Below are 26,274 nucleotides of genomic sequence, written 5' to 3'. Positions count from 1 at the left end.
TACGGTGGCGTCACTCCGGGCCTACCGCCGGTTCGTCCTCGTCGTCTGGCAGTTCTTCCCGCTCGTCTGGACCTTCCTCCGCGACCGGCGGCGCTTCCTCCTCTTCGGTGGAAGTCGTCGCGTCACCGAGGAGATGCGTCTACGGCGGGCGAAGCGACTACTCGACACGCTGTTGACCCTCGGCCCGACGTTCATCAAACTCGGTCAACTCCTCTCGACGCGCCCGGACGTCCTCCCGCCGGAGTACGTCGACGTCCTCTCGGAACTCCAGGACCGCGTACCGCCCGCCGAGTGGGAGGGTGCCCGCGAGGTGTTGGAGGACGAACTCGGCCCCGTGGACGAGGCCTTCGACGACTTCGAGCGCGACCCCATCAGCGGCGCGAGTCTCGGGCAGGTGTACCGCGCCGAGTACGAGGGCGAACCGGTCGCCGTGAAAGTACGTCGTCCGGGCGTCGAGACCCTCGTCGAGGCGGACCTCCGGGTCCTCCGGTGGACGCTCCCCGTCGTGGTCCAGTTCGTCGACGAGGGCCGGGCGTTCTCCCTCTCGAACCTCGCCGACGAGTTCGCGAAGACCATCCGCGAGGAGATGAACTACGAGCGGGAGGCGCGGATGCTCACCGAGATTCAGTCCAACTTCGCGGACGACCCCAAGATCTGCATCCCGACCGTCGCCGAGGAGCGTTCGACCGAACGCGTCCTCACGATGGAGTACCTCCCGGGCACGAAGATTACGGAGACGGAGGAACTCGACCGGATGGACGTCGACCGCTCGGCCGTCGCAGAGCGTCTCCAGCGCGCCTACCTCCGAATGATTATCGACGACGGGGTCTTCCACGCCGACCCCCACCCGGGCAACCTCGCGGTGCAGGCCGACGGCTCCATCGTCTTCTACGACTTCGGGATGAGCGGTCGGGTCGACGAGTTCGTCCAGGAGAAGATCGTCGACTTCTACGTCGCCGTCGCCGACCAGGACATCGACGGCATCCTCGACGCGCTCGTCGAGATGGGGACACTGAGCCCCGACGCCGACCGGGCGACCATGGCCGAGGTGATGGAACTCGCCATCCGCGACGCCCGCGGGGAGTCCATCGAGACTTACCGCGTCCAGCAGATCGTCGGGAAGGTCGAGGACACGCTCTACGAGTTCCCGCTGCGTCTCCCCTCGAACCTCGCGCTCGTCCTCCGGGTCGCGACGGTCGTCGAGGGCGTGTGTGTCACCCTCGACTCCGACTTCGACTTCATTTCGGTCGCCACCGACTACCTCACCGAGCAGGGCTACCGCGAGCGCGGCGTCCGCGAGTTCGTCGACGAGAAGCGCGAGCAGTTCGGTGACGCCGGCGAGGCGCTGGTCGACGTCCCGCCGAAACTCGACGACGCGCTGGAGCGGACGAACCGTGACGACCTCTTCGTCCGCGTGGGCGTCGAGGACCACGAGGACGTCGTCGACACCCTCGCTCGCCGCCTCGTCCTCGCGCTGTTCACCGGTGTCTCGGGGGTCGCCGCGACGCTCGTCTTCGTCCTTCGGCCCGAGGCGCTCCGGGTGACGCTCGCACTCGTCGGTGTGACCGCCCTCTTCGCGGCGTGGCTCTACCGCTCGTTCCGGAAGCGCCGGGGCGTCCGAGCGACGCCGCAGTTCACCCGCCACAACCTACAGGAGCGCGAGCGGGCGGGAAACGAGGGCGAGCGTGAGACGTAGCCCGCGCCGGCTTCCGAACCGTTAGGTGACGCGGGGGTGACCCTCCGGTATGGACATCGCCCCCTTCGAACTGGAGCGCTGGTTCGCCGAGTACGAACACGAGGCCGACCTGATGCTCGCCGAGAGCGGTATCCGGAGCCTCTCGACCGAGCGCTTCGACCTCGACGTCGGCGAACTCGGCTACGTCATCCCCACGAACGGCGACCCCGAGTTCCGCGCCGAGGTCGGCGCCCGCTACGACCGGCCGGCCGAGGAGGTTTTGTTCACCTGTGGCGCCCAAGAGGCCAACTACCTCGCGTTCCACGCCCTCCTCGACGAGGACGACCACGCCGTCGTCGTCACCCCTACTTACCAGGCGCTCCACGCCGTCCCCGAGGCCATCGCGGACGTGACCCGGGTCGAACTCGAACCGCCGGAGTGGGACCTCGACGTCGACGCGGTGGTCGACGCGATGCAAGAGAACACCGAGGTCGTCGTCCTCAACAACCCGAACAACCCGACCGGGAAGTACCACCCGCAGGGCGAAGTCGAGGACCTCTACGAGGCCTGTGCCGAGCGAGACACCTACCTCCTCTGCGACGAGGTGTACCGCCTGCTCGCCGAGGAGCCCATCGACCCGGTCGCGAGCCTCGGAGAGTACGGCATCAGCACGTCGAGCGTCACCAAATCCTTCGGTCTCGCGGGTCTCCGATTCGGGTGGCTCGCCGGCCCCGAAGCCGTCGTCGACGCCGCGTGGGGGTGGAAGGACTACACGACTATCTCCGCCGGGAAGATCGACCAGCACGTCGCGAAGCAGGCCATCGACGACCAGCAGTCCATCGTACCCGCGAACCGCGAGGTCGTTCGGCAGAACCACGACCTCGTCGCCGACTTCCTCGACGAGCACGGTCTCGACTGGCACGACCCGGTCGGCGTCAACGGCTTCGTCACCGTGCCCGAGGGCTTCGAGGGGTCGCGGGACTTCTGCCGGCAGGTCGTCGAGGAGGTATCGGTCGTCCTCGCGCCCGGTGGCTGTTTCGGCGACGCCTTCGACGGCTACTTCCGCATCGGCTTCGGCCTCCCGACCGAGGAACTGGCGGACGGACTCGAACGACTCGACGACTTCCTCGCCGAACACTGAACGCGGGGGGACGAAGGCGCCTCCCTGCCGGAGACGCGATTCAAACCGTTTATACCCGTACATCGTGAAAGCGGGAACATGGCCACGGAACAGAAGGAAGTTCGCGACCTTCAGGAAGGCAACTACGTGATGATCGACGACGCCGCCTGTAAGATCAACTCCTACAGCACGGCGAAGCCGGGCAAGCACGGCAGCGCGAAGGCCCGCATCGAGGCCGAGGGCGTCTTCGACGGCAAGAAGCGCTCGCTCAGCCAGCCGGTCGACGCGAAGATCTGGGTCCCGGTCATCAACCGCAAACAGGGCCAGGTCGTCAGCATCGAGAGCGAGACGGTCGCGCAGGTCATGGACCTCGAGACCTACGAGACCATCACGATGGAGATTCCCGAGGAAGAGGACCTCTCCCCCGACGACGAGATCGAGTACCTCGAGTTCGAGGGCCAGCGCAAGATTCTGAAGTAATGACGTTCCCCGGCGCGACGACCGACCGCGACGTGGCCAACTTCGTGGTCGTCGGCGCGCCGCTGGACGCCTCGACCACGTTCCAACCGGGCACTCGATTCGGTCCGGACCGGGTCCGACAGTTCTCCCGGACCTTCGAAGACTACGACCACCGCTACGACGCTCGTTTCTCCGACCTCGGCGTCCACGACCACGGCGACGTCCGCGCGTGGAACGACGCCCCCGACTACCTCGACTACCTCGAAGGCGTCGTGACCGACGTCCTGCTCGACGACGCCGTCCCCGTACTCGTCGGCGGCGAGCACACCGTCTCGGTCGCCGCCGTGCGAGCGGTCGACCCGGACGTGTTCGTCGCACTCGACGCCCACCTCGACCTCCGCGAGGCGTACGACGGCGACCCCTACAGCCACTCGACGGTGACGCGACACGCCCTCGACGTGGCCGACGAGGCCGTCGTCGTCGGCGCCCGCTCCGGGAGCGGAAGTGAGTGGGAGCGGGCCGCCGAGGCGGACGTGACCGTCGTCGAACCCGACGAGGCCGCCGACTGGAACCCGGACTTCGGCGAGCGCTCGGTGTACTGCAGCGTCGACGTCGACGCCGCCGACCCCGCGTTCGCACCCGGGACCGGGACCCCCGAACCCGGCGGTCTCACCTCGCGTGAGTTGCGATCGCTCGTCGCCGACCTCGCCCCGCAGTCGGTGGCCTTCGACGTCGTGGAGGTCAACGACCGCGACGACGGACAGGCCGCGTTGCTCGGCGGGAAACTCCTCCGCGACTTCGTCTTCGCGCACGCCGAGCACGCCGACGCGCAGAACTAAGGCGGAGCGCTCGGGAGTACCGGCCGTGTCACGCATGTCACGAGTGACTTACGCACGGGTCCTCCTCGGGGTCGTGCTCTTGCTCTCGCCGCTGTGGTTCGGCGCCCTCCACGTCGGCGAGCCGACCTACCGCTACGAGCGAGTCGCGCTGAATCCGGATGGGTCTTCGATCCACGTACCGCCCGAAGTCTACGAGATCCGTGGAATCGGGTGTCTCGACGTCGCCAATCCGACGGTCTCCTGCGTCGCACTCTCGCGGACGTTCCAGAATGGTTCCGACCCGGTCGCCGCAGTTCACGTCCTGCATCGTGCCCGCTACATCCGCGTCGAGATGGACGGGTGGCGAGAGCCCCCGCTGGAGACCCGACTGCACCGCGTCGAGGTGAACGACACGGACCAGGGAGAAGTCGTCCGGCTCGCACCAGTCACCGTCCAACAGGCACTCTCGGACCTCTCGGCGCCGGTTTCTTCTCCTCTACTCGCCGACGCCGTCCGGCGAGCGGTCCGCGAGGGGAGCGCGACGACACACGACCCACTCCCCGACGACTCGACCGGGCGCGTCGTCGAGCACGACGGACAGTTCTACGTGGTTCAGCGTGTCGCCGGGACCGGTGGCTGGGATCCCGTAGCCCGAACAATCGCGCTCACTACGCTGGTCGTCGTCGGCGCCCTGAGTATCGTCCTTCGGCGGGAATAGCGAACAGGCGGGGCACTCCCTGCCGACGGCGCTGCCCCGCGCTCCCGCGCGACGCCGCCGGCCGTTCTCAGCGCATCGACTCCTCTGGTCGCGCGCTCCTACGTGAACTTATGCCCCTCCCGGCCGACGGGCCGACCATGCGACTCAGTGAACTCGTCGACCGCTACGACGACGAACTCCGAACCGCGGACTACGCCGACGTCGACGCCAGCGCCAACGGATTGCAGGTCGGCCCGCCGGACGGGGACGTCGAACACGTCGCCTTCGCCGTCGACGCCGCCGCCGAGACCATCGAGGCCGCGGCGGAGGCCGGCGCGGACGTCCTCGTCACCCACCACGGTCTCGTCTGGGGCGGACTCGACCGCGTGACCGGCCGCGAGTACGGCCGTATCGAACCGCTCGTCGAGAACGACCTCGCACTCTACGTCTCACACCTCCCGCTCGACGGCCACCAGGAGTTGGGCAACGCCGCCGGCGTCGCGGACGTCCTCGACCTCGTGGACCGCTCGCCGTTCGGGGAGGTGGGACCGGAACACGTCGGGACGATTGGTCGGGCGGTCGACCCCTTCTCGGTCGACGAACTCGCCGACCTGCTGGAGACGGAACTCGAACACGACGGCGAGTTCGTCCAGGTCCTCGACTTCGGTCCCGACACGGTCGAGGACGTCGCCGTCCTGACCGGGAGCGGGAGCGACTGGCTAGACGAGGCGGTCGACGCCGGCGCGGACGCACTCGTCACCGGCGAGGGGAAACAGAAAGTGTACCACGAAGCGAAGGAGGCGGGTATCAACGTATTCCTCGCCGGACACTACGCGACCGAGACGTTCGGCGTCCGCTCGCTGCAGGCGCTCGCCGACGAGTGGGGCCTGGAGACGACGTACGTCGAGCACCCGACTGGTCTCTGAATCGCCAGAAAACGCCGTCCGCGGCCGACGCCACCCTCGCGGGACGAGGACAGGCGCTCGGGCCGGACGACGTATACTCCCCCAATCGACGCCACCTCAGACTCCCCCCAGAGAATCGCTCGAGGTAGCGACGGAGTCGCCCAGAGCGTAGCGACGGAGTGGAGACCGTCGCGACGCCGGCGACCCGTACTAACCGACGTGAGTCGGCCGGATATAGGCACCCCCCGAGTGACGTCGCACGGTGTGCAACAGCCACCGGGCGGAGGGGTCCGGTCGGTTCCGTCCCCTCAGTCGTCGGCAGCCTCGAGTGGTGTCGCCCGCGAGGCCAGGGTCTCGTAGCGCTCCTCGCCCCAGTCGCGGAGGGATTCGTTCCGCCCGACGAGGTACGCCTGGGCGTGTCCGCTGTCGTCGAACGCCCCGAGGAGGACGTGCTCGCCGGCGACGGTGAGACCGAACGGCGGGCACTCCTCGACGACGGACAGGTCGAACCCGCTCGTCTCGTGGGCCGGGGCGACCGCCGGGTGGTCCCGGCCGGCCGCGTCGAGGGCGGCCCCGTCGACGACGACGGACGCGTCGACACCCCGCTCCGCGAGCGACTGGTGGGCCTCGCCGTAGAAGTCGTTGGTGACCGGCACGACCGACAGACAGTGGTCGACGTCGACGTCGAGGAGGTAGTCGCGGTAGAACTCGAAGGGCGCGTGAGGGCGATTCGACTCCGCGGTCACGACGGTCGCGTCGGCGAGCATCTCGGTCGAGAGGCCGCGTGCGCTCGCACCGAGCGTCTGGAGGAGGTCGCCGGTGCTGTCGACGAGGTGGGCGGCGTCGAGGAGGTCGTCGTAGCGTTCCAGGACGAGGTCGCCGGCCAGCGTCGTCCGGTAGGTGTGGCCGTCGCGACGAGTCCAGTCGCGCTCGCAGAAGCCCGCGAGCGTCCGCTGGACGGTGGCACGGGAGACGTCGTAGTCGGTGGTGAGTTCCGAGGGTCGGCGTGGGTCCTCGTGGAGGGCACGGAGCAGCGTCGGTCGGTTGGACGACCCGAACAGGTAAGCGACCTGTTCGCGTGGAGTCATTGTACCTACTACGTGGGCGACCCTCTTCGACTTTGACCCTGATTGTCCAGCGAACGCCGAATCGGGCCCTTCAAACCGCCGCCACCCCCACGTTCGTGTATGAGCGACGAGGGTCACGACCACGACGAGGACGGACACGAGATGCCCCACCGCGAGGCCTTCAGCCACGACCCCATCGGCCACACGCAGGCCGGGGCGGGGATGTCCGTCGGCGAACTCGTCGAGGAGTACGGACACGCGGGAATCGGTGCCGCGGACCTCCACGAGGCCGCCGACATCTACGCCGAGATGCTCGGCGACGACGACGTGACCAACTTCTTCGGTCTCGCCGGCGCGATGGTCCCAGCCGGGATGCGTCAGGTCGTGGCCGACCTGATTCGCGACGGCCACATCGACGCGCTCGTGACGACCGGCGCGAACCTCACCCACGACGCCATCGAGGCGGTCGGCGGCAAGCATCACCACGGCCAAGAGCACGCCGAGGGAATGAGCGAACGGGAGTTCGACGAGCAACTGCGCGACGAGGAGGTCGACCGCATCTACAACGTCTACCTCCCCCAAGAGCACTTCGCGCTGTTCGAGTCCCACCTCCGCGAACACGTCTTCCCGCAGGTCGAACGCACCGTCTCGATCCAGGAGTTCAGCGAGGCGCTCGGGAAGGCGAACGCCGAAGTGAACGAAGAACAGGGAATCGAGGAAGACGCCGGCATCGCGGCGGCCGCCTACGAGAACGACGTGCCGATCTACGTCCCCGCCATCCAGGACTCGGTGCTGGGTCTGCAGGCCTGGATGTACTCCCAGACCTCCGACTTCGCGCTCGACGCGCTGGGGGACATGACCCACATCACCGACCTCGCCTTCGAGGCCGAGAAGGCCGGCGCGATGGTCGTCGGCGGCGGCGTCCCGAAGAACTACGTCCTCCAGACGATGCTCGTCGTCCCCGAGGCCTACGACTACGCCGTCCAACTCACGATGGACCCGCCGAACACCGGCGGTCTCTCCGGCGCGACGCTGGACGAGGCCCGCTCGTGGGGGAAACTGGAGAAAGCCGCCCGGAACGCCTCGGTGTACGCCGACGCGACCATCACGCTCCCGCTGGTCGTCGCGGCGGCGCGCGACCGCCTCGACGGAGCGGAGTAGCGAAGCGGAGTACGGCCGACACACCTTTCCTGGCCGTCGACGAACTGCGAACGTGTTCTCGGTCGGACACGAGAGCGGTGGTTCGCGGCTGTTCCGCGCGCTCGCGCTCGGGTTCGGCTTCACCGTCGGCCTCCAAGCACCGGTCCAACTCGTTCTCTACGCGATCGTCGATGTGACCGTACGCGTGCCCGTTCTAGGGCCGATTCGGCGGTTCACCGTCGCACTCTGGGTCGCCGCGCTCGTCGGGTTCCCCGCGGGGGTCGTCGCCACCTCAATCAATCTCCGGCGGGCCACGGTCGGTCTATTCACCGCCGCGTGCCTCCTCGCGCCGTGGCCGCTCGCGGCGCTCCTCGGTCTCGCCTCGCCGCCGCTGGGGACCGACGCACTGCTGGTCGCGACCGGTGTCCTGACCGCGCTTCTCGCGTTCGCGCTCGCGTTCGTCGTCGGTCTCGACGGACTCGCTACCTGGCGGGACCGGGTCGCCCGGCGCCTCGGTCGCGCGGTCGAACGAGTGCCCTCGCGCTTTTGATCCTCACTCGTAGATACCGGTCTCCTCGCCCGCCTCGTCGCCGAGCAGGTTCTCGGCGAGCGTCGGCACGAACGTCCCGATGTCCGTGACCATCCCGATGGCCTGGGCGCTCCCGCGGTCGAGCAGTTGGGTGACGGTGGCGGGGTTGATGTCGACACAGACGACCTTGGTGGTGGAGGGGAGACAGTTGCCCACCGCGACGGAGTGCAGCAGGGTGGACATCATCAGGACCATGTCGGCCTCGTGGGCCTGCTCGCGGATGGCGTTCTGCGCCTCGACCGTGTCCGAGATGGTGTCGGGCAGGGGGCCGTCGTCGCGGATAGAGCCCGCGAGCACGTAGTCGACGTCGTTCTGGACGCACTCGTACATCACGCCCTCCTGGATCTTCCCATCCTCGATGGCCTCGGGGATGCTGCCCGAGCGGATGACCTCGCTGATGGCGTAGATGTGGTGTTTGTGGCCCTTGCGGGGGTGTTCGAGCGTCTCGATGTCCATGCCGAGGGAGGTGCCGTACATCCCGCGTTCGACGTCGTGGACGGCGAAGCCGTTGCCCGCCGAGAGGCCGTCGATGTACCCCTCGCGGACGAGGGCGGCGAGGGCGTCACCCGCGCCCGAGTGGATGAGCGCCGGGCCGGCGACGGCGAGGATCTTCCCGCCCTCGTCTTTGGTCTCCTGCATCGCGTCCGCGACCTCGGCGATGAGCGACTCGGAGGGGCGCTCGGCGGAGACGCCGCCCTGCATGAAGCCGAAGGGACCGCCGCCGTCGCGCGGGCGTTCGGGCGGGTCGACGCGGATGCCGGCCTCGCCGACGACCACGAGGTCGTCCTCGTCGATGGCGTTGAGGACCTTCGTCGTCGCGGTGCCGGTCTCCCGGTCGACGACGACGGCGCAGTCCATCTCCATGTCCTCGACGTCCCACCACTCGCCGTCGACGCGAATCTGCGTCGGGTGGTTGGTCGTCGAGTAGAAGCCCGTGGGGACGACCTGGTCTTCGGGTGCGGGTTCGAGTTGGGCGTCCTGCGGCTCGGTAGGGTTGACACCGATCTGGTGGAGTTCGTGGACGATGGACTGGAGGGTCTCCTCGTCGTCGGCCACGATGCGGAGGCGGGCGTAGGACTCGGCGTCCTTGTGGCGGCCGACGTCGAACTCCTCGACGTCGAAGTTGCCGCCCATCTCCATGACGGTCTCGAAACACTGCTGCATGATGCCGGAGTCGATGATGTGTCCCTCCAGCTCGACGGTGCGCGCGACGGTCATGGTCGGACGCACGGGAGTCGGGACCATTACCGTTACCGTCGCCGGCAGAACTGGCGGGCCTCGTAGGCCCGAACAGAAAGAGGATGGGTAGGGGTACGGAGTGACGAAACGACCGCGTCAGGTGTCGTCGTTGGCGTCGGGGTCGAGGTTGAGGTCGACCGGGATGGAGTCGACCGTGTGCTGTTTGACCTTGTAGCTCACCTTGAAGTCGACCTTCTCCTCGGTCGTCTTGTACTCGACCTTGTAGTCGCCGACGACCTGCGGCATCACCGGGACCGCGAGGTCACCGTCGTCGGCGTTGCTCGTGTCGTCGAGGTCGATGTCGAAGGGGAGTTCGTCGACGTTCTCCTTCTTCGCCTTGTACTCGAAGTTCAGTTTCGTCTTGTCGTCGGTCGACTTGTAACTCGTCTTGAACTGGCCGACGACGTCCTCTTTCGTCGGGTTGAAGTCGTCTTCGTCCTGCGTGTCGTCGTTGAAGTCGAAGCCGGGGACGTCCTTGTTCGCCGCACCGGCGTCGTACGTGTAGGTCGCCTTGAACTCGACCTTGCCGTCGGTCGCCGTGTACTCGACGGAGTACTTGCCGGGCGCGTCCTTGGCGACGGGGAACGCCGTGTCGTTGCCCTCGTGGACGTCGAAGGCGAGCGTCCCGTCGCCCTCGAGGAAGTCACCGAACGGGAGGTCCTGGTCGGAGAGGTTCCCGGTCGGCGTGATCTTGTACTTCTCGGTCTCGCCGTTCTTGTGAGAGACCTTCAGTTTGTACTTGTACTTCGCTTTGTCACCGGTCCGTTTGTAGTCGAACTTGACCGTGATCTTTCCGCGGAAGTCGTCGGGGAGTTTCAGGTCGTCTTCCCCGTTGTCCGTCGTCTCGATGTGTTCGAACTGGTCGCTGTCCTGTGCACTCGACGTCGTCACCGCGGCGGCGCCGGCCACGCCGCCGACGAGCAGCATCGCCACTGTCGCGAGCGTGAGAACCTTTTGCGATGGCATGAGGGAGTCACCTGCCGAGTTCTGACAGGCACCAGACATTCGTAGTGTGACACGGAAAATCGTGGTGGCGACGAACTCTTCAAACGGGTTCTCTGGGGGGAGAGTCCAAGATACAGGTTCTGACGGCAGCCCTGTTGTCGACCCGACATAAATTACGTCGTTCAGATGGGTCAGCACAGCGGTACGTGTCCGCAGCGTCGACGGCAACGGCTTTCCGCCCCGCGGGGGAGACGCACGTATGGACGGACGGATCGGACTCTGCCTGGACGTCGACGGCACCGTCTACCGGGAGGGGTCGGTCTTCGTCGAGACGATGGGGTACGTCCAGTTCTCCCCGCTCCTCGACGTCGCGGGCGACGACCGACGCGCGCTCCGCGAGGCACTCGGCGCGGTCGCGACGTTCCGCGGGGGCGAGCGTGCCCGTCAGACGTTCTCGCTCGCGTTTCGACTCCTCGACGCCGTGCAGTCCGTCTTCGGCGACGGCGCCGCCGCGCGTGCCCTCCGCTGGTTCGTTCGGGCGCAACACGCCAGGACAGGCAGCACGGACGCCGAATCCACGGACTACCGCGAGATGCAGCGAACCGTCCTCGACGCGTACGGCCGATTCCTCCGTAGACGACGACCAGAGAGGGTCCACGCGGCCGCAGAGCGCGTGGCCGAGAAGTGGCTCCCGGTCGACGAGCGATTCGTCTCCCGCTTCGACGACGACGGGACCGTCGAACCGTTCCTCGTGACCGACGTGCCCGAGCACGTCGCCGCCGCGTACGCGGCCCGACTCACCGGCGAACCCGACTGGACGGCCGCGACGACGTGCAGCGTCGCGGACGGCCGATTCACCGGCGATTACTCCGTGGTCGAGAAACGCGCCGCGGTCGAACGCCTCCGCGAGACCCGGTCGTGGGAGTACGTCGTCGCCGCGGGCGACTCCCCGGTAGACCGCGAGATGGCCGACGCCGCGGACGTGTTCCTCGGGGTCGAGGGGGTCTCCGGTGACGGTCCGTTCACAGACGACGCCGAGGCGCTCGCGCTCCCCGCCGACCCAGTCCACGTCGAGGCGGCGATGGACGCGAATCGGCCGCTGGTCGTTCCGCACGACGTCCCGCTCGTGGACGCACTCGACGCCGTCCTCGACCGACTCGACTCGTGGTGAGGGCGGCGAGAACGCAACGGGCGTGGCGACACCGTTTTTCGACCCGGGCACCTACTCGGCGGTGGCCGATGACGAAGGCACCGGGCCGAGCCGGTCTCGGCAGCCGGCGGACGACGAGCCCTATGAGTGCCGAGGCCCACTTTCTGGAGACTGCCCGTCGCTCGGACGCGGTGAGTGAGCACCCCACAACCCACAGTAACAATTATGTAGAACTGGGTCGAAGCCGGAAGCAGACGATGAAACTGGTCGTACGCGTACGCGCTTGACTCCTTCCTCGACTCGAACAACCGTACGACCACCCGCCGCACGCGCCCCAGACTCCGCCCGACTGTGAGCACACACGCATCCACGCACGACTCGACCGCACCGCCCGCCCGACCGTCCACGACCGCCACTGCGTCCGACGCCGAGACCGATACGTCGACCACCGCGCCCGACACTGACGCCTCCTGGGTCGCGCGGTGCCAGTCCCAGTTCGACGCCGGTTCGACCGACCGACTCGGGAACCTCGCCGACGGCGAGAACGCGTACGTCGGCGGTTCACACTGACCGGTACCTCGACCACCCTCATTTATTACTCGGTCGTCACGACGTCCGTGCGATGACCGTCACTGCCGCGCTGACCGTCGCACCGCTCGACGACCCAGACGTCGACTTCGACGCCGAGATCGCCGCCGCCGTCGAAGCCCTCGACGACTTCGACGTGCGCTACGAGACACACCCGATGGAGACGACGATCGAAGCCGACGACCTGGAGACCGTGTTCGCGGCCGCCCGCGCCGCCACCGAAGCCGTCGACGCCTCGCGGACGTACACCCAGTTGACGGTCGACCACTTCCGGGAGTCGGATCTCGCCGTCGAGGAGAAAGTCGACCGGGTCGAAGCCCACCTCGACCGCCCGGCGCGGAGTGAGTGAGCGCGCTCGGCGGCCGACTTGTCGCGGTCGTCGAAGGCCGGTTCTGCAGTTGTCGAGGTTTCTCCGGGCGATAAAACATGAGTTAAACCGCTGGAGCGTGGTAGCTGAGATAGATTCACTACCACACTCATGTCTGGAAAATACGACCTCGTCATCGTCGGGGGCGGAATCAGTGGCGCGTCGTTACTGTACACGACCGCGAAGTTCACCGACGTCGACTCTATCGCACTCGTAGAGAAAGAAGAGGAGATCGCGGCGATCAACTCCCACCACACGAACAACTCCCAGACGCTCCACTTCGGGGACATCGAGACGAACTACACCCTGGAGAAGGCAGAGGAGGTCAAGGAGGGCGCGGAACTCCTCGCGGGCTACCTGGAGAACCACGACCCCGACCGCGAGATGCACGCCAAGCGCAGTAAGATGGTTCTCGGCGTCGGCGACGACGAGGTCCAGAAACTCGAAGAGCGCTACCACGAGGAGGGGTTCGGCGACCTCTTCCCGAAACTCCGCCCCATCGACCGTGACGAGATCGCGGAACTCGAACCGAAGGTCGTCGAGGATCGCGACCCCTCGAAGGACCTGCTCGCACTCCAGACGCCCGACGGCTACGTCGTCGACTACGGCGCGACGTCGAAGTCCTTCGTCGAGCAGGCCCGCGAGGAGACCAACGTCGACGTCTTCACCGGCACCAAAGTCGAGGACATCACGGAGACCACCGACGGCTACACGGTCTCCACCGACGACGGGCCGTTCGACTGCGACGTCGCCGTCGTCGCGGCGGGGTCGCACAGCCTCCAGATCGCGAAGGAACTCGGCTACGGCGAGGACCTCGTACTCCTCCCGGTCGCGGGGAGTTTCTTCCTCGCCGACGACTTCCTGAACGGGAAGGTGTACACCCTCCAGATGAAGAAACTCCCGTTCGCCGCGGTTCACGGCGACGCCGACGTCCACGACCCGACGGTCACGCGCTTCGGCCCGACCGCGAAACTCGTCCCGACGCTGGAGCGCGGCCGGATCTCTACCGTGAGCGACTTCCTCGACGTGTTCGGGCTGAACGTCGCCTCGTTCCTCAGCTACGCCAACATCCTCGCCGACCGCATCCTCCTGCCCTACGTGCTCAAGAACCTCGTCTACGACATCCCCGAGGTCGGCCGACGGGCCTTCCTGCCGCACGTGCAGAAGGTCGTCCCGAGCGCCGACGTCGACGATATCTCGCGGGCGAAGGGCTACGGTGGCGTCCGCCCGCAGATCGTCGATACCTCGACGAAGTCCCTCGACATGGGCGAGGCGAAACTCGTCGGCGACGACATCATCTTCAACATCACGCCCTCGCCGGGTGCGTCGACGTGCCTGAAGAACGCCATGCGTGACACCCGCCAACTGATCGAGTTCCTCGGCGACGACTACGAGTTCGACGAGGAGGCGTTCCGCGAGGAGACCATCGGGAACTTCCCGCGCGCCGACGAGTAAGGCAGTCGACGGTCAGTCGGCGGCCTCGTCGGCCGTCGAAACCGAGAGGTACTCGTCGAGGAGTTCCTCGCGGTTCTCCAGTTCTTCGGTCGTCCCGTCCCAGGCGTTCGCGCCCTTGTCGATGATGTAGGCGCGCTCCGAGAGTTCGAGCACGAAGTCGACGTTCTGTTCGGTGATGATGACGGTGACGTCTTCCTCGACGACGTTCCGGAGGACCTCGAGCAGGTCGTCGACGATGACGGGGGCCAGGCCCTCGGTCGGTTCGTCGAGCAGGAGGAGGTCCGGTCGCTGGACGAGCGCCCGCGCCACCGAGAGCATCTGCTGTTCACCGCCGCTGAGGTTCTGCCCGTTGTTCCCCCGGAGGTCGTCGAGCACCGGGAAGATGTCGTACATCTCCTCGACCGGCCGGGGATCGACGGCCGTCTCGGCCGCCACCTGGAGGTTCTCGTGGACCGTCAGTGTCGGGAAGACGCGCCGCCCCTCGGGGACGAGTTTGATACCCTTCCGGCTAATCTGGTTCGCGGAGCGCGAGGAGATATCCTCGCCGCGGAAGGTGATTTCCCCTTCGCGTCGCGTGACCGTCGACCCGACGATGCTCCGGAGCGTCGTCGTCTTCCCGGCGCCGTTGCGCCCGAGGAGTGCGATGATCTCGTTCTCCTCGACCGTCATGTCGAGGTCGAAGAGGACGTGGCTGTTCTCGTAGTACGCGTCGACGCCGTCGAGTTCGAGGAGGCTCATTCGTTCTCACCTTTCCCGAGGTACGCTTCGCGGACGGTCTCGTCCGCCATCACTTCGTCCGGCGAGCCACTGGCGATGAGTTCGCCGTTGTTCAACACGAGGATGCGATCGGAGATCCCGAGGACCACCTCCATGTCGTGTTCGGTCAGGACGAACGTCGTGTCGGTCTGCTCGTCGAGGTCCTCGATGAGGTCGACCATCCGCCGGGTCTCCGTCGCGTTCATCCCGGCCGTCGGTTCGTCGAGGAGGACGACCGAGGGGTCGGTGCCCAACGCGAGTGCGATCTCCACCTTCCGGACGTCGCCGTGCGAGAGTTCGGCGCACTTCGTGTGTGCGGCGTCCTGGAGGTTGGTGAGTTCGAGGATCCGACGTGCCTCCTCGTTGAGCGCGTCGTCGTCGGCGGCGACCGACCGCAGGTCGAACTTCCGGTCGCCTCGGCTGATCCGCGCGATGCGGACGTTCTCGAGGACGGTCAGTCCGTCGAAGACGTTGTTGATCTGGTACGCCCGCGAGAGACCGAGTTGGTTGATGTCGTGGGGTTCCATCCCGGTGACGGTGACGAGTCCGCCGTCGGTTCGCTCGGCGTCGGCGTCCGCTCGAGGCCGGATGCGGACCTCGCCCGAGGTGGGCTTCAGCGTCCCCGACAACATGTTGTAGAACGTCGTCTTCCCGGCACCGTTCGGCCCGATGATGCTGGTGATCTCCTCGTCGTCGATCTGGACGGAGACGTCGTCGACGGCCAAAAGGGCGCCGAACTCGCGGCGCAAGTCCTCGGTTTCGAGTACCGTCGTCATCTCAGGCACCCCCCTCCTCGGGGTTGAACAGTCCCTCCGGTTTGAACACGAGCACCGCGATCATCGCCAGGAACGGGAACAGTTGGCCGGCCCCAGAGACGACCATGCTCCCGAGTGCGATGAGGAGGCCGATGGCGTACGCGCCGACGAACGCCCCGGAGAACGACCCGAGGCCGCCGATGACCACGACGACGAACGCGTTGATGATGACCTGGTTCCCCATCGACGGGGTGACGGCCCCGAGCGGCGCCGCGAGCGCCCCGCCGATCCCCGCGAGCGCGCTCCCGACGAAGAAGACGCCGGTGTACAGTTTCGGCACGTCGATGCCGAGCAGCAGGGCCATGTCGCGGTCGCTCGACGTCGCCCGTACCAGTCGGCCGACGTTCGTCGTCCGGAGGACGAAGTAGAGGCCACCGAGGACGGCGACCGAGACCGCGACGATGAACGCACGGTAGGAGGTGATCGAGAGACTCTCCGCGAGTTGGATGGTCCCGCTGAACAGCGCCGGCGGGTCGATGACGTACGCGCCGGACCCGAAGACGGTTCGTGTGAGGTCGGTCAGTATCAACACCAGCGCGAAGGTCAACAGCAGTTGGTCGAGTTCCTCACGGTGGTAGATCCGACGGATGAGGCCAGCCTCGATGACGATACCGAGGAGTCCGACGACGACCGCCGCCGCCACGACACCGACCCAGAACCCGCCGTAGGCGCTCTCGACTATCGTGACACCAGTGTACGCGCCGATCATGTACAGCACGCCGTGAGTGAAGTTGAGCACCTCGAGGACCCCGAAGATGAGGCTCAACCCGACAGCCACGAGGAACAACTGCGCCCCGATACTGAGGCCAGTGATGATTTGGTCGAAGAGCAAGCCAATGCTTACCATACCCACTACTTACAAACAGTACGATTAAACGTTTCGACGGTAACCGTTCAGCCGTCTAACGTTTTCAGGGGAAGATATATAACGAACATTCTTCCTATTGGTAGTGGGCTCCATGGCAAGAGACAGCAATCAACACGACCGGCGCGACCTCGTCGACCACACGAGGAAGTACCTCGACCGACGGACGTTCCTCGGCGCGACCGGTGCGACCGGTTTGGCGGGACTCGCCGGCTGTAGCGCGCTCGGCGGTGGTGGGGGCAGCGGCGGGCCGATCAAGATCGGCGCCGTCTACATGCTCTCCGGTATCGCGGAGGCACTCGGACAGGCGTCCGTCGCGGGGGCGAAACTCGGCGTCAAACAGATCAACGACGCGGGCGGCATCATGGGCCGCGACGTCGAACTCCTCACCCGCGACCACGCGGGGAGCACCAGTAAGGCGAACCAGCACTTCAAGGACCTCGTCCAGTCGGAGGGCGTCGACGCGATGATCGGACTCACGTCGTCCGGCGTGACGCTCGGGACCGCCCCGACAGTCGAGCAACTCGGTGTCCCGCTCGTCCTCACGGACATCGGCACGCCGTACATTACGGAGCCGAACACGGAGAAGTACGGCAACTTCTACCAGGACGAAGGGGGGAAGGCCGCGTTCAAGAAGAACATCTTCCGGACGACGGCGAACACGACGATCAACACCTACGGGATGGCGAAACTGGCCCACGACAAACTCGACGGCATCGAGCGCGTCGCGACTATCGGGCCGGACTACGCCTACGGTCACCAGTGTTGGGAGTACTTCAAGGCCTTCTCCGACGGTCTCGGAGCCGACTACGAGTACGTCGCCTCGGAGTTCCCGCAACTCGGCGCGAGCGACATGACCCCACAGATCAACTCGGTGATGAACGCGAACCCGGACCTCGTCGTCACCTCCTTCTGGGCCGGCGACTCCGTCACGTTCGCCCAGCAGGCAGCGTCGCAGGGCCTCTTCGACCAGGCCGTCGACGTCTTCGACACGCTGGGCGCCGACCCGACGGTGTTCGAGTCGCTGGGTAACAGCATGCCCGAGGGGTACCACTACTCCTCGTGGTACTGGCACTCTTCCTTCGACAACGAGGAGAACCGGAAGTTCCTGCAGGACTACTGGAACGAGTACAAAGACGACTCGAGCACCATCAACATCCCCTCGTTCACCGGGCCGAGTACGACGTCCGCGCTCTGGCTCCTCAAGCGGGCGATGGAGAAGAACGAGTCTACCTCGCCGTCGGACATCATCAGCGGACTCGAAGGCGCGGAGTACACCGGCCCCCGCGGGACGTGGACGATGGACGCCGACACCCACCAGGCGAGCGCCCCGACCAGTATCGGGAAGACCGCCCGGAGCGACGCCGACGGGAACGACGGCCCCGGACCGGGCGTCCCCTACGACGGCGTCGGACTCGACCCGGCCTACGCCTACTCACTCGACCGCGCGACGGCGAAGGAACTCCTCTCCGGGAGCGGCCTCCCGCCCGGAGTCTAAGCTTCTCACCCCCTCTCGAACTACATGATACACGCGTTACGTCAACGGTTCCTCGGCGACGAGCAGTCCCGATTCACCTCCGGTGTCGTCCTCGCAGCCCTGCTGCTCGTGGCACCCTTCCTGCTGGGACCAGTCAAGACGGCCGTCCTCATCGAGGTGTTGTTGTTCGCCATCTTCGCGACGGCGTTCAACCTCCTCTACGGCTACACTGGGCTGCTCTCGTTCGGTCACGCGATGTTCGTCGCCGTCTCGGCCTACGCGGCGGCGAAGTTCTTCCGGACCATCGGCCCCGCACTCGGGTTCGACCAACTGTTCGGCGGCGTGTCCGTCCTGATGACGTTCGCCGGTGCGATCGTCACCGGCGTCGTCCTCGCAACGGTGCTCGCCGTCCTGGTCGGCTACCTCAGCGTCAAACTCGAGGAGATCTACTTCGCGATGATCACGCTGTCGTTCAGCATGGCGATCTACGTCGTCATCAACCAGGACATCAGCGGTCAGGTCGGCGAACTCCTCGGACTCGGTGGGCTGCTGGCGACGAACGGCTCGGACGGGCTGACGATCCCCTACTCGGCGACGGGGCAGGTCGACCTCTTCGGGTTCTCGTTCCAGTTGATGAACATCACGAGCTACAACACGTTCTACTTCATCGTGCTGCTCTTCTTCGCCGGGGCGATGTACACCATCTGGCGGATTACCCGCTCGCCCTTCGGGGAGGTCTGCACAGCCATCCGCGAGAACCCCGAACGGGCACGGGCGCTCGGTATCGACGTCACCCGGCACTCGTGGGCGACCTTCGTCATCAGCGGGGCGTTCTCCGGGCTGATGGGGGCGCTGTACGCACCGCTCCTCAGCAACGTCAGTCCCGGACTCGCCTACTGGTCGTTCTCGGCGGAACCCGTCATCATGACGGTCATCGGCGGGCCGTACTCGTTCCTCGGCCCGCTCGCTGGCTCGTTCCTCTACGAGGTGCTGCGCTGGTTCATCAGCCAGGTGCCCGCGCTGGAAGCCCACTGGCAACTCGTCTTCGGCTTCATCCTCCTGTTGGCCGTCCTCTTCTTCGAGAACGGCGCCGCCGGCGGACTCGAGCGACTCCGCGCTCGCCTCTTCGGTGAAGACGGCGAGGAGACGGGCGAGTAACGACGAGACCCGACCCCCGTCCCTCTCTTTCGGTCGCGCTACTCCTGGAGGTCTTCTTCGAGCAGCGCCTCGTCGCCGTGTTCCTCGCGTAGCCGGGTCAACTCCGCGCGCTGGTCGTCGAGTCGGGCCGGTCGCTCGGCGTAGACGTGGTCGAAGTGGCCCTCCGGGTCGCGCTCGAAGGCTTCGGCCCGCTCGACCGCCTCGGTGAGCGTCGCCTCGATCTCCGCGTCCATCTCTTCGAGCAGGTCGTCGTCGAGGAGTCCGCGTCCGCGGAGGAACGTCTCGAAGCGGTCGAGTGGGTCCTTCTCGCTCCACTCCTCGACTTCGGACTCCGTCCGGTAGCGTGTGGGGTCGTCGGCGGTCGTGTGGGCGCCGTAGCGGTACTGGACGGTCTCGACGAGTGTCGGCCGCAGTTCGCCCGCGTCCTCGTCGGGGTCGAGAGCTTTCTCGCGGGCCGCCTTCGTCACGACGTAGGTGGCGAGCGGGTCCATCCCGTCGACCTGGACGCCCGCGAATCCGTAGGCGTCGGCCTTCTGCGCGAAGGTCGCACTCGCCGTCTGGCGCTCGCGCGGCGTCGAAATCGCCCACTGGTTGTTGTTACAGACGAAGACGTTGGGCGTATCGAAGACGCCCGCGAAGTTGAGCGCCTCGTGGAAGTCCCCCTCCGAGGTGGCGCCGTCGCCGAAGTGACAGACGGTGACGTTGTCGTCGCCGCGCAGTTTCGCGGCCCACGCCCACCCGACGGCGTGGGGGAGTTGGTCGGCGATGGTGATGTTCAGTGGGAAGACGTTCACGTCCGCGAGCGCGGCGTTCCCCGCCTCGTGGCCCATCCAGTAGAGGAGGTACTCCCAGGGAAAGCCGCGAGCGACGACGGCCCCGTGCTCGCGGTACTGGTAGACGATGGCGTCCTCCTCGCCGAGCGCGTACGTCGAGCCGATCTGTGACCCCTCCTGACCGGCCAGCGAGGAGTACGTCCCCATCCGGCCCTGTCGTTGGAGGCTGATGGCCCGTTCGTCGAAGCGCCGGGAGAAGCGCATGTCGCGGTACATCGAGACGAGCGTCTCGTCGTCGAGGTCCGGGAGGAGGTCCGGTGCGACGACCTCCCCGTCGGGGTCGAGAATCTGTACCCGGTCGTCCGCCGCGCGGTCGAGCACGTCGTGGGTCATTCGATAGGCAGAGGATGGCCGCCACGGACCATGAAGGTGCGGATGGGTCCCTTATGTACCCCGAGGGAGTACATAAGTGATTCAGACGACGCGGTTCTCGAAGTCGTCGAGGGCCCCCTCGCGAAAGCGCTCGTAGTTCCGGGCGACGATGGCGGCGACTCGCTCGTAGTAGTGTGGGGTGCTCCCGGCCATGTGGGGCGTGACGACGGCGCGCGAGAGGTCCCACAGCGGGGAGGTCTGAGGGAGTGGTTCCTCCTCGAAGACGTCGAGGGCGGCCCCGCGGATACGGCGGTTCTGGAGCGCCTCCACGAGGGCGTCCTGGTCGACGATTTCGCCGCGCGCGACGTTCACGAGCACGGCCTGCTCGGGGAGGACCTCGAGTTCCTCCCGTCCGACGAGACCGCGAGTCTCCTCGGTGAGGGGGCAGGCGAGCACGAGGTAGTCCGAGCGCGCGAGCATCGCGTCGAGGTCGTCCGGGCCGTACACCTCGTCGACGGCGTCGGGGGCGGTGCTGGGGTCGCGTTTCGTCCCGATTACCTCGACGCCGAGTGCGTCGCAGTGCTCGGCGACGCGCCCGCCGATGGCACCCAACCCCACGACGCCGACGGTCGCGTCCCGGAGTTCGTGACCACCGTACGCCTCCCAGACGCCCTCCTCTTGCTGCTGGATGCCCGTGTGGATGTTCCGGGCGAACGTGAGGAGGGAGCCGAGCACCTGTTCGGCGATGGGTTCGGCGTGGACGCCGGAGGCGTTCGTGAGGACGACGTCGCGTTCGCGGAGCGCGTCGAGGTCGTAGTCGTCGACGCCGGCGCTGACGGCCTGCACCCACCGGAGGTCCGGTGCGGCGTCGAACAGGTCGGCGTCGTAGTGGTCGGCGACGACGACCGCGGCGTCTTCGGCCGCCGCCACCGTCTCGGCGGGCGTGTCGGTCGTCACGACGACGTCTTCGCCGAGGCGGTCGGTCAACTCGGCGTCGAGCGTGCGGGCGGCGCTGTCCCGGACGTGGTGCGGGACGAGAATTCGTGGGTGATCGGCGTCGGTGTCGGCCATGCGCGCACCGACGACCCGATCGGTGAAAGGCGTACTGTCGTCTCCGACAGGGCTTTCCTGATTCCCGACCCACCTCTGGACATGGGTGAAGGAGACACGTTCGTCAACGCGGTGCTCGGTGCAGTCGCTACAGTAGTCCTCGCGTTCCTCCCGGTGTCGCCGGTGCTCGGCGGGGCGCTCGCGGGCTACCTACAGAATCGCGGCCGGAGCGACGGCATCCGCGTCGGCGCTATCTCGGGCGCACTCGCGACCGTCCCGCTCGCCTTCTTCGGGTTCGTCGTCGTGGGACTCTTCTTCTTCGGCGTCGAGGTCGGCGCGGTCGCGAGCGTCCTCTTCTTCGCCGTCTTCGCGGGCGTCTTCGTCTACACCGTCGCACTGAGCGCCATCGGCGGCTACGCGGGCGTCTACTTCAGAGAAGAGTACCTCGACTGAATCGCGGGTCTACTGGTTCGTCGAGACGACTTCGACGACGTCGCGGTGATCGAGGACCGTATCGGAGCCGACCTGTCGCTCGTCGCGACAGTCGATCCCGTGGAGGAAACCGTCGCCGATGTCCGAGTGGAGGTGGTAAGCGAAGTCCTCCGCGGTCGCGTCCTCGGGGAGGAGGAAGCAGTCGCGGAACGGTCCCTTCGTCCAGTCGCCGGAGGCCGTGCCGGGGAAGACGGCCTTCAGCCCGAGGACGTCGAACGTGGCGGCTTCGAGGGCCTTCTGGACGCCCGTGCCGTCGAACTCGGTGACGAACTCGCGGATCTGTTCGAGTCCCTGCTCCTTCTCGGCGGGGAGGTCCGCCGTGATCTCGAAGTCGTCGTCGCCGGGCGTGTAGTCGACGGCGTCCTGCTCTTTGGCGTTCTTCAGTGCCTTCTCCGCGTGCGCGGAGACCGGGACGAACTCCAGGTGGTCGTAGTCGGGGTCCGACGTGATCTCGTCCCAGTTCTCCTGGGCGGCGGGCGTGTCCATCTTGTTCGCCGCCACGACCATCGGCTTCGTGCGCTTGCGGATCTCGCGGGCGAGTTCCTCCTTCTCGTCGGCGTCCCACTCCGTGGGTGTGACCGCCAGGCCGAGCGAGAGGACGACCTGTTTGATCTCGGCGGGTTTGATGCCGAACGCCGAGAGCTGTTCGCCGAGGACGTCCTCGGGGTCGACGTCCGCCACGTGCTGGGTCTCGTAGCGCTCGACACCCTTCTCGAGGATGTCGAGGTACCATGCGTCGAGTTCCGCTTCGAGGAAGTCGATGTCCTCGCGGGGGTCGTGACCCTCGGTCGCCTCGCCCTCGATGTCGGTCGTGCCGGAGAAGTCGACGACGTGGACGAGGACGTCCGTCTCGTTCAGGTCGGTGAGGAACTGGTTGCCGAGACCGCGGCCCTCGTGGGCGCCGGGGACGAGACCCGCGACGTCGACGAGTTTCACGGGCACGAAGCGGGTGCCGTGCTCGCAGACGCCGACGGAGGGCTGACACTCCTCGTCGAACTCGGGGGCCGCACAGTCGGTGCGGACGTACGCCTCGCCGACGCTCGGGTCGATGGTGGTGAACGGGTAGGCGCCCTCGGGGACGTCGTTCATCGTCGCCGCGTTGAAGAACGTCGACTTGCCCACGGAGGGCTTGCCGACCAGACCGATCCGGTAACTCATTGCCGGAGAAATGCACTCCTCGCCTAAACGGATTTCTACCGCTGGAGGGTCGTGTGGTGTGTTTACAGGGTTCTCGGCGCTGTGAGTGCGCGGCGAGTAGACACATGACCGTGGCGCCCGTCGACCGACGTGTGCAGTCACCGGGACACCTCGGAGTCGCGTTGCTCGTCGCCGCACCGGCGTGGCTCGTCCTCGACCGTCGCGACGCGGCAGCCTTCGGGCTGCTCGCGATGCTCGCGGGAGTCGCACCCGACGCGGGCCTCCTCTTGCCGCTGGTCCACCACCACGGCGTCGTCCACACGTTCCTCGCCGCAGTCGTCGCCGGCGTCGTTCTCGGGCCGGCGACTGCGGCACTCGTGGGACGTGCACCGACCCGGTTTCGCGACCGGTTCGCGGAGGGGTCTCCGGTTCGGTCCCGGCCGCGTGCGTTCGCCGGCGTCGCTATCGCGGTGGGGTGGGCGAGCCACGTCGCTGCGGACATGCTGTCGGCACCAGACGTCGCCCAACCGGTCGAACCGTTCTGGCCGGTCGTCGACGGCGTCGTCGCACTCGACGTCGTCGCGGTCCACGCGATGACCGTCAATCTCGGTGTGTTGGCGGCCGGCCTCTCGGTCCACGCCGCCGCGCTCGTGGCGACGCGGGAGTGAGGGTCGACTACAGTCGTTCGCCCAGTTCTGGCCCGTCGTCCGTCCACTCGACGCGCCACGGCCGGGCGAACGTGTAGGGGTGGTCGGTGTCGTAGCCTTCCTCGGGACCGGCCGTCCACGTCGCGAACCCGGTGTCGCCGCCGGGCGTCTCGACCCACCGGCCCGTGAACCCGGGGACGTCGTCGCCCATCAGGAGGTTGTCCGTGGGTTCGCGGAACGCGCCGCTGAGGGAGTCGCCGACGAGGTAGCGCACGCCAGTCTCGCGCTCGCGGGGGTTGTCCTCGGCGTACTCGTCGCGTTTCACCGAGAAGAGTAGGTACCACCGACCGTCGTGGTAGTGGAGGTCGGGCACCTCCATCTTCGCGTAGTTCCCGAGGGAGCACGCGGGCGGGAGCACCTCCCAGTCGACGAGGTCGGTCGAGCGCGCGCGGGCGATACAGCCCCGCTCTCCCGCCGGTTTCCGGCGGTCGCGGGCGGTGACGAACGCGTACCAGTACCCGCTGTCCTCGTCGTAGACGACCTCGGGGTCGCGCCACGGCGTCGTCCCGTCGAACGTCTCGGTGTGGTCGGCGTACCACTCGCCGTCGTGTTCGAGGACCGGGTTCGCGTCGTGTTTCTCCCAGTTCCGCAGGTCGTCGCTGACCGCGACGCCGATACGCTGCGTGTGACCCGGAAATCCGCCGGGCACCGTCTCGCGACCGCGTCGCCCCGTGTAGAAGAGGTAGTAGCGGTCGCCGTCGGAGACGGTACACCCCGTCCAGGTTCCGGCGTCGTCCCACGCGTCGCCGTCCCCCGAGACGAGCGCCGTCCCCTCGTGGGACCACTCCACGAGGTCCGTCGACGTCGCGTGGCCGACGGAGGCGTTGAAGTGTCGGGTTCCCTCGTCGCCGACGCGTGGCGCCTGCAGGTGGTAGAGGTAGTAGGTGTCGTCCTCGCGGAAGAGCCAGAAGTCCCAGAAGTACATCCCCGGCGGCGCGTACCTGACCGACCGGTCCTCGCGTGAGGGGGAGTCGAGACGAGACATACCTCGACGTGGGGGTCTCCGAGAGGATAGTGTTTCGAAACGAAGGACAGTCGGCCGTGCTGTGGATGCCTAACTCGGAAGTGAAGAAACGAGAAGGCAGGGATTATGTCGGCCGAACCCACCTCTATGGGTATGACTGAGAGAGGCACGCACGAGACGACCCGCCAGTGGGGGGCGACGTCGACGTGGACGCGCGAGGACGCCGCTCGCATCGAGCGGACGCCCGAGACGACCGCACCCGTCATCTACCCACCCGACGAGGAGACCGACCCAGACCTCCACATCTGGGACACCTGGCTCCTACGCGAACGCGACGGTTCGTTCGCCACCTTCGACGGGTGGCGGGTCGTCCTCGCGCTGACCGCGCCCGCCGAGATGCTCCCCGGCAAGCGCCACGACTCGGCGACCATCCGCTACTTCTACTCGAAAGACGGGAAGTCGTGGCAGACCGGCGGCCGGGTGTTCGACCCCGAACGCAGTCTCGGCTCCCGGCAGTGGGCCGGGTCGGCGATGTACGACCGCGACGCCGAGGAACTCTACCTCTACTACACCGCCGCGGGGCACGCCGACGCCGAGGAACTCTCCTACCAGCAACGCATCTGCGTCGGCACCGGGGGCACTATCCACGCCGACGAGTCGGGCGTCGACCTCGCGGGACCGTGGGACCACGAGGTACTCTTGACCCCCGACGGCGACTGGTACGAGACCCAGACGCAGGCCGAACGGGAGAGCGACCTCATCTACACCTTCCGCGACCCGTGGTTCTTCGAGGACCCCGAGACGGGCGAGACCTGCCTGCTGTTCGAGGCGAACACTCCGATCCCCGAGGACGGGTGCGGCGGTGACGACGGTCGACGCGCCTACAACGGCTGTATCGGCGTCGCGACCTCGCCCTCCGGCGACCCCACCGAGTGGGAGATGGAGCGTCCCATCCTCGACGGCGCGTGCGTCAACCAGGAACTCGAACGCCCACACGTCGTCGTCCGCGACGGTCGCTACTACCTGTTCACGCCGAGCCACGAGCACACGTTCGCGCCCGGTCTCGACGGCTTCGACGCCCTCTACGGCTTCGTCTCGGACTCCCTCCGCGGCGAGTACGAACCGCTCAACGACTCGGGACTCGTGGTGGCGAACCCACACAACGCGCCGTTCCAGGCGTACTCGTGGCTCGCCTACGGCCACCGCGACGAACTGCTGGTGACGAGTTTCTTCAACTACTACGACCTCGGTGGCCTCCACCTCGACGACGTGGGCCACCTCCACCCGGACGAACAGCGCGAGAAGTTCGGCGGCACGCTCGCCCCGACGCTCCGCATCCAACTCGCGGGCGAGCGGACGCGCGTCCTCGGGACGCTCGACTACGGCCACCTGCCGCTCGAAGACGAGGAACTCCCGCCGGTCGACCCCCTGGCGGCCGAGCGACCGCTCGGCGACGAGGCGGACGGGGACACAGACGGGAACGGCGAGTACTGA

Annotated in this window: 27 protein-coding genes; 17 read left to right on the top strand and 10 right to left on the bottom strand. The window is 67.1% G+C overall.

Annotation, left to right across the window (positions count from 1 at the left end):
- Positions 1 to 4: 4 nt before the first annotated feature.
- From P0Y33_RS15280 to P0Y33_RS15255, 6 genes are all read left to right on the top strand, one after another.
- Complete coding sequence (locus P0Y33_RS15280) at positions 5 to 1,696, top strand: ABC1 kinase family protein (RefSeq protein ID WP_279528246.1); 1,692 nt, start codon at positions 5 to 7, stop codon at positions 1,694 to 1,696.
- A 49-nt stretch (positions 1,697 to 1,745) separates the two neighbouring features.
- Positions 1,746 to 2,816 (top strand): aminotransferase class I/II-fold pyridoxal phosphate-dependent enzyme, encoded by a 1,071-nt coding sequence (locus P0Y33_RS15275; RefSeq protein WP_279528245.1) that lies wholly within the window; start codon positions 1,746 to 1,748, stop codon positions 2,814 to 2,816.
- A 78-nt stretch (positions 2,817 to 2,894) separates the two neighbouring features.
- Positions 2,895 to 3,275, top strand: a complete 381-nt coding sequence (locus P0Y33_RS15270) for a translation initiation factor IF-5A (RefSeq protein WP_279528244.1) — start codon at positions 2,895 to 2,897, stop codon at positions 3,273 to 3,275.
- Positions 3,275 to 4,093, top strand: a complete 819-nt coding sequence (gene speB / locus P0Y33_RS15265) for an agmatinase (RefSeq protein WP_279528243.1) — start codon at positions 3,275 to 3,277, stop codon at positions 4,091 to 4,093. The genes P0Y33_RS15270 and speB overlap by 1 nt, the downstream gene beginning before the upstream one ends.
- A gap of 34 nt (positions 4,094 to 4,127) precedes the next feature.
- A complete protein-coding gene (locus P0Y33_RS15260; protein ID WP_279528242.1) occupies positions 4,128 to 4,790 on the top strand; it encodes a hypothetical protein in 663 nt (220 codons plus the stop codon).
- 137 nt (positions 4,791 to 4,927) lie between these two features.
- The gene (locus tag P0Y33_RS15255) at positions 4,928 to 5,695 is read left to right on the top strand and encodes a Nif3-like dinuclear metal center hexameric protein (RefSeq protein WP_279528241.1); all 768 of its coding nucleotides are present in this window, start codon (positions 4,928 to 4,930) and stop codon (positions 5,693 to 5,695) included.
- Between the two features lie 287 nt (positions 5,696 to 5,982).
- Here P0Y33_RS15255 and P0Y33_RS15250 read toward each other — a convergent pair whose 3' ends face one another.
- Positions 5,983 to 6,762 (bottom strand): helix-turn-helix transcriptional regulator, encoded by a 780-nt coding sequence (locus tag P0Y33_RS15250; RefSeq protein ID WP_279528240.1) that lies wholly within the window; start codon positions 6,760 to 6,762, stop codon positions 5,983 to 5,985.
- A 99-nt stretch (positions 6,763 to 6,861) separates the two neighbouring features.
- Between P0Y33_RS15250 and P0Y33_RS15245 the strand changes: the two genes are divergently transcribed.
- Positions 6,862 to 7,902, top strand: a complete 1,041-nt coding sequence (locus P0Y33_RS15245; protein ID WP_279528239.1) for a deoxyhypusine synthase — start codon at positions 6,862 to 6,864, stop codon at positions 7,900 to 7,902.
- 52 nt (positions 7,903 to 7,954) lie between these two features.
- Positions 7,955 to 8,431, top strand: a complete 477-nt coding sequence (locus P0Y33_RS15240; RefSeq protein ID WP_279528238.1) for a hypothetical protein — start codon at positions 7,955 to 7,957, stop codon at positions 8,429 to 8,431.
- A gap of 3 nt (positions 8,432 to 8,434) precedes the next feature.
- On the opposite strand, the gene P0Y33_RS15235 is transcribed toward P0Y33_RS15240, so the two are convergent.
- Entirely contained in the window at positions 8,435 to 9,688 is a 1,254-nt protein-coding gene (locus tag P0Y33_RS15235) for an ornithine cyclodeaminase, nickel-pincer nucleotide-dependent (RefSeq protein ID WP_279528237.1), read from the bottom strand.
- Positions 9,689 to 9,805: 117 nt separating this feature from the next.
- Entirely contained in the window at positions 9,806 to 10,675 is an 870-nt protein-coding gene (locus P0Y33_RS15230) for a hypothetical protein (RefSeq protein WP_279528236.1), read from the bottom strand.
- Positions 10,676 to 10,913: 238 nt separating this feature from the next.
- Here P0Y33_RS15230 and P0Y33_RS15225 point away from each other — a divergent pair, with 238 nt between their 5' ends.
- The 4 genes from P0Y33_RS15225 to P0Y33_RS15210 all read left to right on the top strand — a co-directional run bounded on the left by P0Y33_RS15225 (position 10,914) and on the right by P0Y33_RS15210 (position 14,214).
- A complete protein-coding gene (locus tag P0Y33_RS15225; RefSeq protein ID WP_279528235.1) occupies positions 10,914 to 11,825 on the top strand; it encodes an HAD family hydrolase in 912 nt (303 codons plus the stop codon).
- Between the two features lie 330 nt (positions 11,826 to 12,155).
- A complete protein-coding gene (locus P0Y33_RS15220; RefSeq protein WP_279528234.1) occupies positions 12,156 to 12,374 on the top strand; it encodes a hypothetical protein in 219 nt (72 codons plus the stop codon).
- Between the two features lie 52 nt (positions 12,375 to 12,426).
- Positions 12,427 to 12,741, top strand: coding sequence for a thiamine-binding protein (locus P0Y33_RS15215; protein ID WP_279528233.1), 315 nt, complete (start codon positions 12,427 to 12,429; stop codon positions 12,739 to 12,741).
- A 129-nt stretch (positions 12,742 to 12,870) separates the two neighbouring features.
- Positions 12,871 to 14,214: an FAD-dependent oxidoreductase gene (locus P0Y33_RS15210; RefSeq protein WP_279528232.1), complete on the top strand. Its 1,344-nt coding sequence runs from the start codon at positions 12,871 to 12,873 to the stop codon at positions 14,212 to 14,214.
- A 12-nt stretch (positions 14,215 to 14,226) separates the two neighbouring features.
- Here the strand turns inward: P0Y33_RS15210 and P0Y33_RS15205 are convergent, their stop codons facing one another.
- From P0Y33_RS15205 to P0Y33_RS15195, 3 genes are read right to left on the bottom strand one after another with little or no spacing between them, the layout of a single operon-like run.
- Positions 14,227 to 14,952, bottom strand: coding sequence for an ABC transporter ATP-binding protein (locus tag P0Y33_RS15205; protein WP_279528231.1), 726 nt, complete (start codon positions 14,950 to 14,952; stop codon positions 14,227 to 14,229).
- Positions 14,949 to 15,746: an ABC transporter ATP-binding protein gene (locus P0Y33_RS15200; RefSeq protein WP_279528230.1), complete on the bottom strand. Its 798-nt coding sequence runs from the start codon at positions 15,744 to 15,746 to the stop codon at positions 14,949 to 14,951. The genes P0Y33_RS15205 and P0Y33_RS15200 overlap by 4 nt, the downstream gene beginning before the upstream one ends.
- A 1-nt stretch (position 15,747) precedes the next feature.
- On the bottom strand, positions 15,748 to 16,632 hold the full coding sequence (locus P0Y33_RS15195; RefSeq protein WP_279528229.1) for a branched-chain amino acid ABC transporter permease: 885 nt from the start codon (positions 16,630 to 16,632) through the stop codon (positions 15,748 to 15,750).
- Between the two features lie 112 nt (positions 16,633 to 16,744).
- Between P0Y33_RS15195 and P0Y33_RS15190 the strand changes: the two genes are divergently transcribed.
- Both P0Y33_RS15190 and P0Y33_RS15185 read left to right on the top strand, forming a co-directional pair.
- Positions 16,745 to 18,148, top strand: coding sequence for an ABC transporter substrate-binding protein (locus P0Y33_RS15190; protein ID WP_279528228.1), 1,404 nt, complete (start codon positions 16,745 to 16,747; stop codon positions 18,146 to 18,148).
- A 24-nt stretch (positions 18,149 to 18,172) separates the two neighbouring features.
- Entirely contained in the window at positions 18,173 to 19,285 is a 1,113-nt protein-coding gene (locus P0Y33_RS15185) for a branched-chain amino acid ABC transporter permease (RefSeq protein ID WP_279528227.1), read from the top strand.
- Between the two features lie 38 nt (positions 19,286 to 19,323).
- On the opposite strand, the gene pdhA is transcribed toward P0Y33_RS15185, so the two are convergent.
- Positions 19,324 to 20,451, bottom strand: coding sequence for a pyruvate dehydrogenase (acetyl-transferring) E1 component subunit alpha (gene pdhA / locus P0Y33_RS15180; RefSeq protein ID WP_279528226.1), 1,128 nt, complete (start codon positions 20,449 to 20,451; stop codon positions 19,324 to 19,326).
- Positions 20,452 to 20,532: 81 nt separating this feature from the next.
- Positions 20,533 to 21,501: a D-2-hydroxyacid dehydrogenase gene (locus tag P0Y33_RS15175; RefSeq protein ID WP_279528225.1), complete on the bottom strand. Its 969-nt coding sequence runs from the start codon at positions 21,499 to 21,501 to the stop codon at positions 20,533 to 20,535.
- Positions 21,502 to 21,582: 81 nt separating this feature from the next.
- On the opposite strand from P0Y33_RS15175, the gene P0Y33_RS15170 reads away from it, so the two are divergent.
- Complete coding sequence (locus tag P0Y33_RS15170; RefSeq protein ID WP_279528224.1) at positions 21,583 to 21,933, top strand: DUF5518 domain-containing protein; 351 nt, start codon at positions 21,583 to 21,585, stop codon at positions 21,931 to 21,933.
- Positions 21,934 to 21,942: 9 nt separating this feature from the next.
- On the opposite strand, the gene P0Y33_RS15165 is transcribed toward P0Y33_RS15170, so the two are convergent.
- The gene (locus tag P0Y33_RS15165) at positions 21,943 to 23,130 is read right to left on the bottom strand and encodes a redox-regulated ATPase YchF (protein ID WP_279528223.1); all 1,188 of its coding nucleotides are present in this window, start codon (positions 23,128 to 23,130) and stop codon (positions 21,943 to 21,945) included.
- A gap of 104 nt (positions 23,131 to 23,234) precedes the next feature.
- Between P0Y33_RS15165 and P0Y33_RS15160 the strand changes: the two genes are divergently transcribed.
- Positions 23,235 to 23,777 (top strand): metal-dependent hydrolase, encoded by a 543-nt coding sequence (locus P0Y33_RS15160; RefSeq protein WP_279528222.1) that lies wholly within the window; start codon positions 23,235 to 23,237, stop codon positions 23,775 to 23,777.
- 7 nt (positions 23,778 to 23,784) lie between these two features.
- Here the strand turns inward: P0Y33_RS15160 and P0Y33_RS15155 are convergent, their stop codons facing one another.
- The gene (locus P0Y33_RS15155) at positions 23,785 to 24,801 is read right to left on the bottom strand and encodes a family 43 glycosylhydrolase (protein ID WP_279528221.1); all 1,017 of its coding nucleotides are present in this window, start codon (positions 24,799 to 24,801) and stop codon (positions 23,785 to 23,787) included.
- 132 nt (positions 24,802 to 24,933) lie between these two features.
- On the opposite strand from P0Y33_RS15155, the gene P0Y33_RS15150 reads away from it, so the two are divergent.
- Positions 24,934 to 26,274, top strand: coding sequence for a glycoside hydrolase family 68 protein (locus P0Y33_RS15150; RefSeq protein WP_279528220.1), 1,341 nt, complete (start codon positions 24,934 to 24,936; stop codon positions 26,272 to 26,274).

The sequence above is a fragment of the Halospeciosus flavus genome, assembly GCF_029814175.1.
Classification (GTDB): Archaea; Halobacteriota; Halobacteria; order Halobacteriales; family Halobacteriaceae; genus Halospeciosus; species Halospeciosus flavus.
This window is presented reverse-complemented; position numbering and strand designations above follow the sequence as displayed.

What these genes read in the sequence shown, in the direction of transcription:
- P0Y33_RS15275 (WP_279528245.1), top strand. Translation starts at nt 1,746, where the DNA reads ATGGACATCGCCCCCTTCGAACTGGAGCGCTGGTTCGCCGAGTACGAA.
- P0Y33_RS15270 (WP_279528244.1), top strand. Translation starts at nt 2,895, where the DNA reads ATGGCCACGGAACAGAAGGAAGTTCGCGACCTTCAGGAAGGCAACTAC.
- speB (WP_279528243.1), top strand. Translation starts at nt 3,275, where the DNA reads ATGACGTTCCCCGGCGCGACGACCGACCGCGACGTGGCCAACTTCGTG.
- P0Y33_RS15260 (WP_279528242.1), top strand. Translation starts at nt 4,128, where the DNA reads ATGTCACGAGTGACTTACGCACGGGTCCTCCTCGGGGTCGTGCTCTTG.
- P0Y33_RS15255 (WP_279528241.1), top strand. Translation starts at nt 4,928, where the DNA reads ATGCGACTCAGTGAACTCGTCGACCGCTACGACGACGAACTCCGAACC.
- P0Y33_RS15250 (WP_279528240.1), bottom strand. Translation starts at nt 6,762, where the DNA reads ATGACTCCACGCGAACAGGTCGCTTACCTGTTCGGGTCGTCCAACCGA.
- P0Y33_RS15245 (WP_279528239.1), top strand. Translation starts at nt 6,862, where the DNA reads ATGAGCGACGAGGGTCACGACCACGACGAGGACGGACACGAGATGCCC.
- P0Y33_RS15235 (WP_279528237.1), bottom strand. Translation starts at nt 9,688, where the DNA reads ATGACCGTCGCGCGCACCGTCGAGCTGGAGGGACACATCATCGACTCC.
- P0Y33_RS15230 (WP_279528236.1), bottom strand. Translation starts at nt 10,675, where the DNA reads ATGCCATCGCAAAAGGTTCTCACGCTCGCGACAGTGGCGATGCTGCTC.
- P0Y33_RS15225 (WP_279528235.1), top strand. Translation starts at nt 10,914, where the DNA reads ATGGACGGACGGATCGGACTCTGCCTGGACGTCGACGGCACCGTCTAC.
- P0Y33_RS15215 (WP_279528233.1), top strand. Translation starts at nt 12,427, where the DNA reads ATGACCGTCACTGCCGCGCTGACCGTCGCACCGCTCGACGACCCAGAC.
- P0Y33_RS15210 (WP_279528232.1), top strand. Translation starts at nt 12,871, where the DNA reads ATGTCTGGAAAATACGACCTCGTCATCGTCGGGGGCGGAATCAGTGGC.
- P0Y33_RS15205 (WP_279528231.1), bottom strand. Translation starts at nt 14,952, where the DNA reads ATGAGCCTCCTCGAACTCGACGGCGTCGACGCGTACTACGAGAACAGC.
- P0Y33_RS15200 (WP_279528230.1), bottom strand. Translation starts at nt 15,746, where the DNA reads ATGACGACGGTACTCGAAACCGAGGACTTGCGCCGCGAGTTCGGCGCC.
- P0Y33_RS15195 (WP_279528229.1), bottom strand. Translation starts at nt 16,632, where the DNA reads ATGGTAAGCATTGGCTTGCTCTTCGACCAAATCATCACTGGCCTCAGT.
- P0Y33_RS15190 (WP_279528228.1), top strand. Translation starts at nt 16,745, where the DNA reads ATGGCAAGAGACAGCAATCAACACGACCGGCGCGACCTCGTCGACCAC.
- P0Y33_RS15185 (WP_279528227.1), top strand. Translation starts at nt 18,173, where the DNA reads ATGATACACGCGTTACGTCAACGGTTCCTCGGCGACGAGCAGTCCCGA.
- pdhA (WP_279528226.1), bottom strand. Translation starts at nt 20,451, where the DNA reads ATGACCCACGACGTGCTCGACCGCGCGGCGGACGACCGGGTACAGATT.
- P0Y33_RS15175 (WP_279528225.1), bottom strand. Translation starts at nt 21,501, where the DNA reads ATGGCCGACACCGACGCCGATCACCCACGAATTCTCGTCCCGCACCAC.
- P0Y33_RS15170 (WP_279528224.1), top strand. Translation starts at nt 21,583, where the DNA reads ATGGGTGAAGGAGACACGTTCGTCAACGCGGTGCTCGGTGCAGTCGCT.
- P0Y33_RS15165 (WP_279528223.1), bottom strand. Translation starts at nt 23,130, where the DNA reads ATGAGTTACCGGATCGGTCTGGTCGGCAAGCCCTCCGTGGGCAAGTCG.
- P0Y33_RS15160 (WP_279528222.1), top strand. Translation starts at nt 23,235, where the DNA reads ATGACCGTGGCGCCCGTCGACCGACGTGTGCAGTCACCGGGACACCTC.
- P0Y33_RS15155 (WP_279528221.1), bottom strand. Translation starts at nt 24,801, where the DNA reads ATGTCTCGTCTCGACTCCCCCTCACGCGAGGACCGGTCGGTCAGGTAC.
- P0Y33_RS15150 (WP_279528220.1), top strand. Translation starts at nt 24,934, where the DNA reads ATGACTGAGAGAGGCACGCACGAGACGACCCGCCAGTGGGGGGCGACG.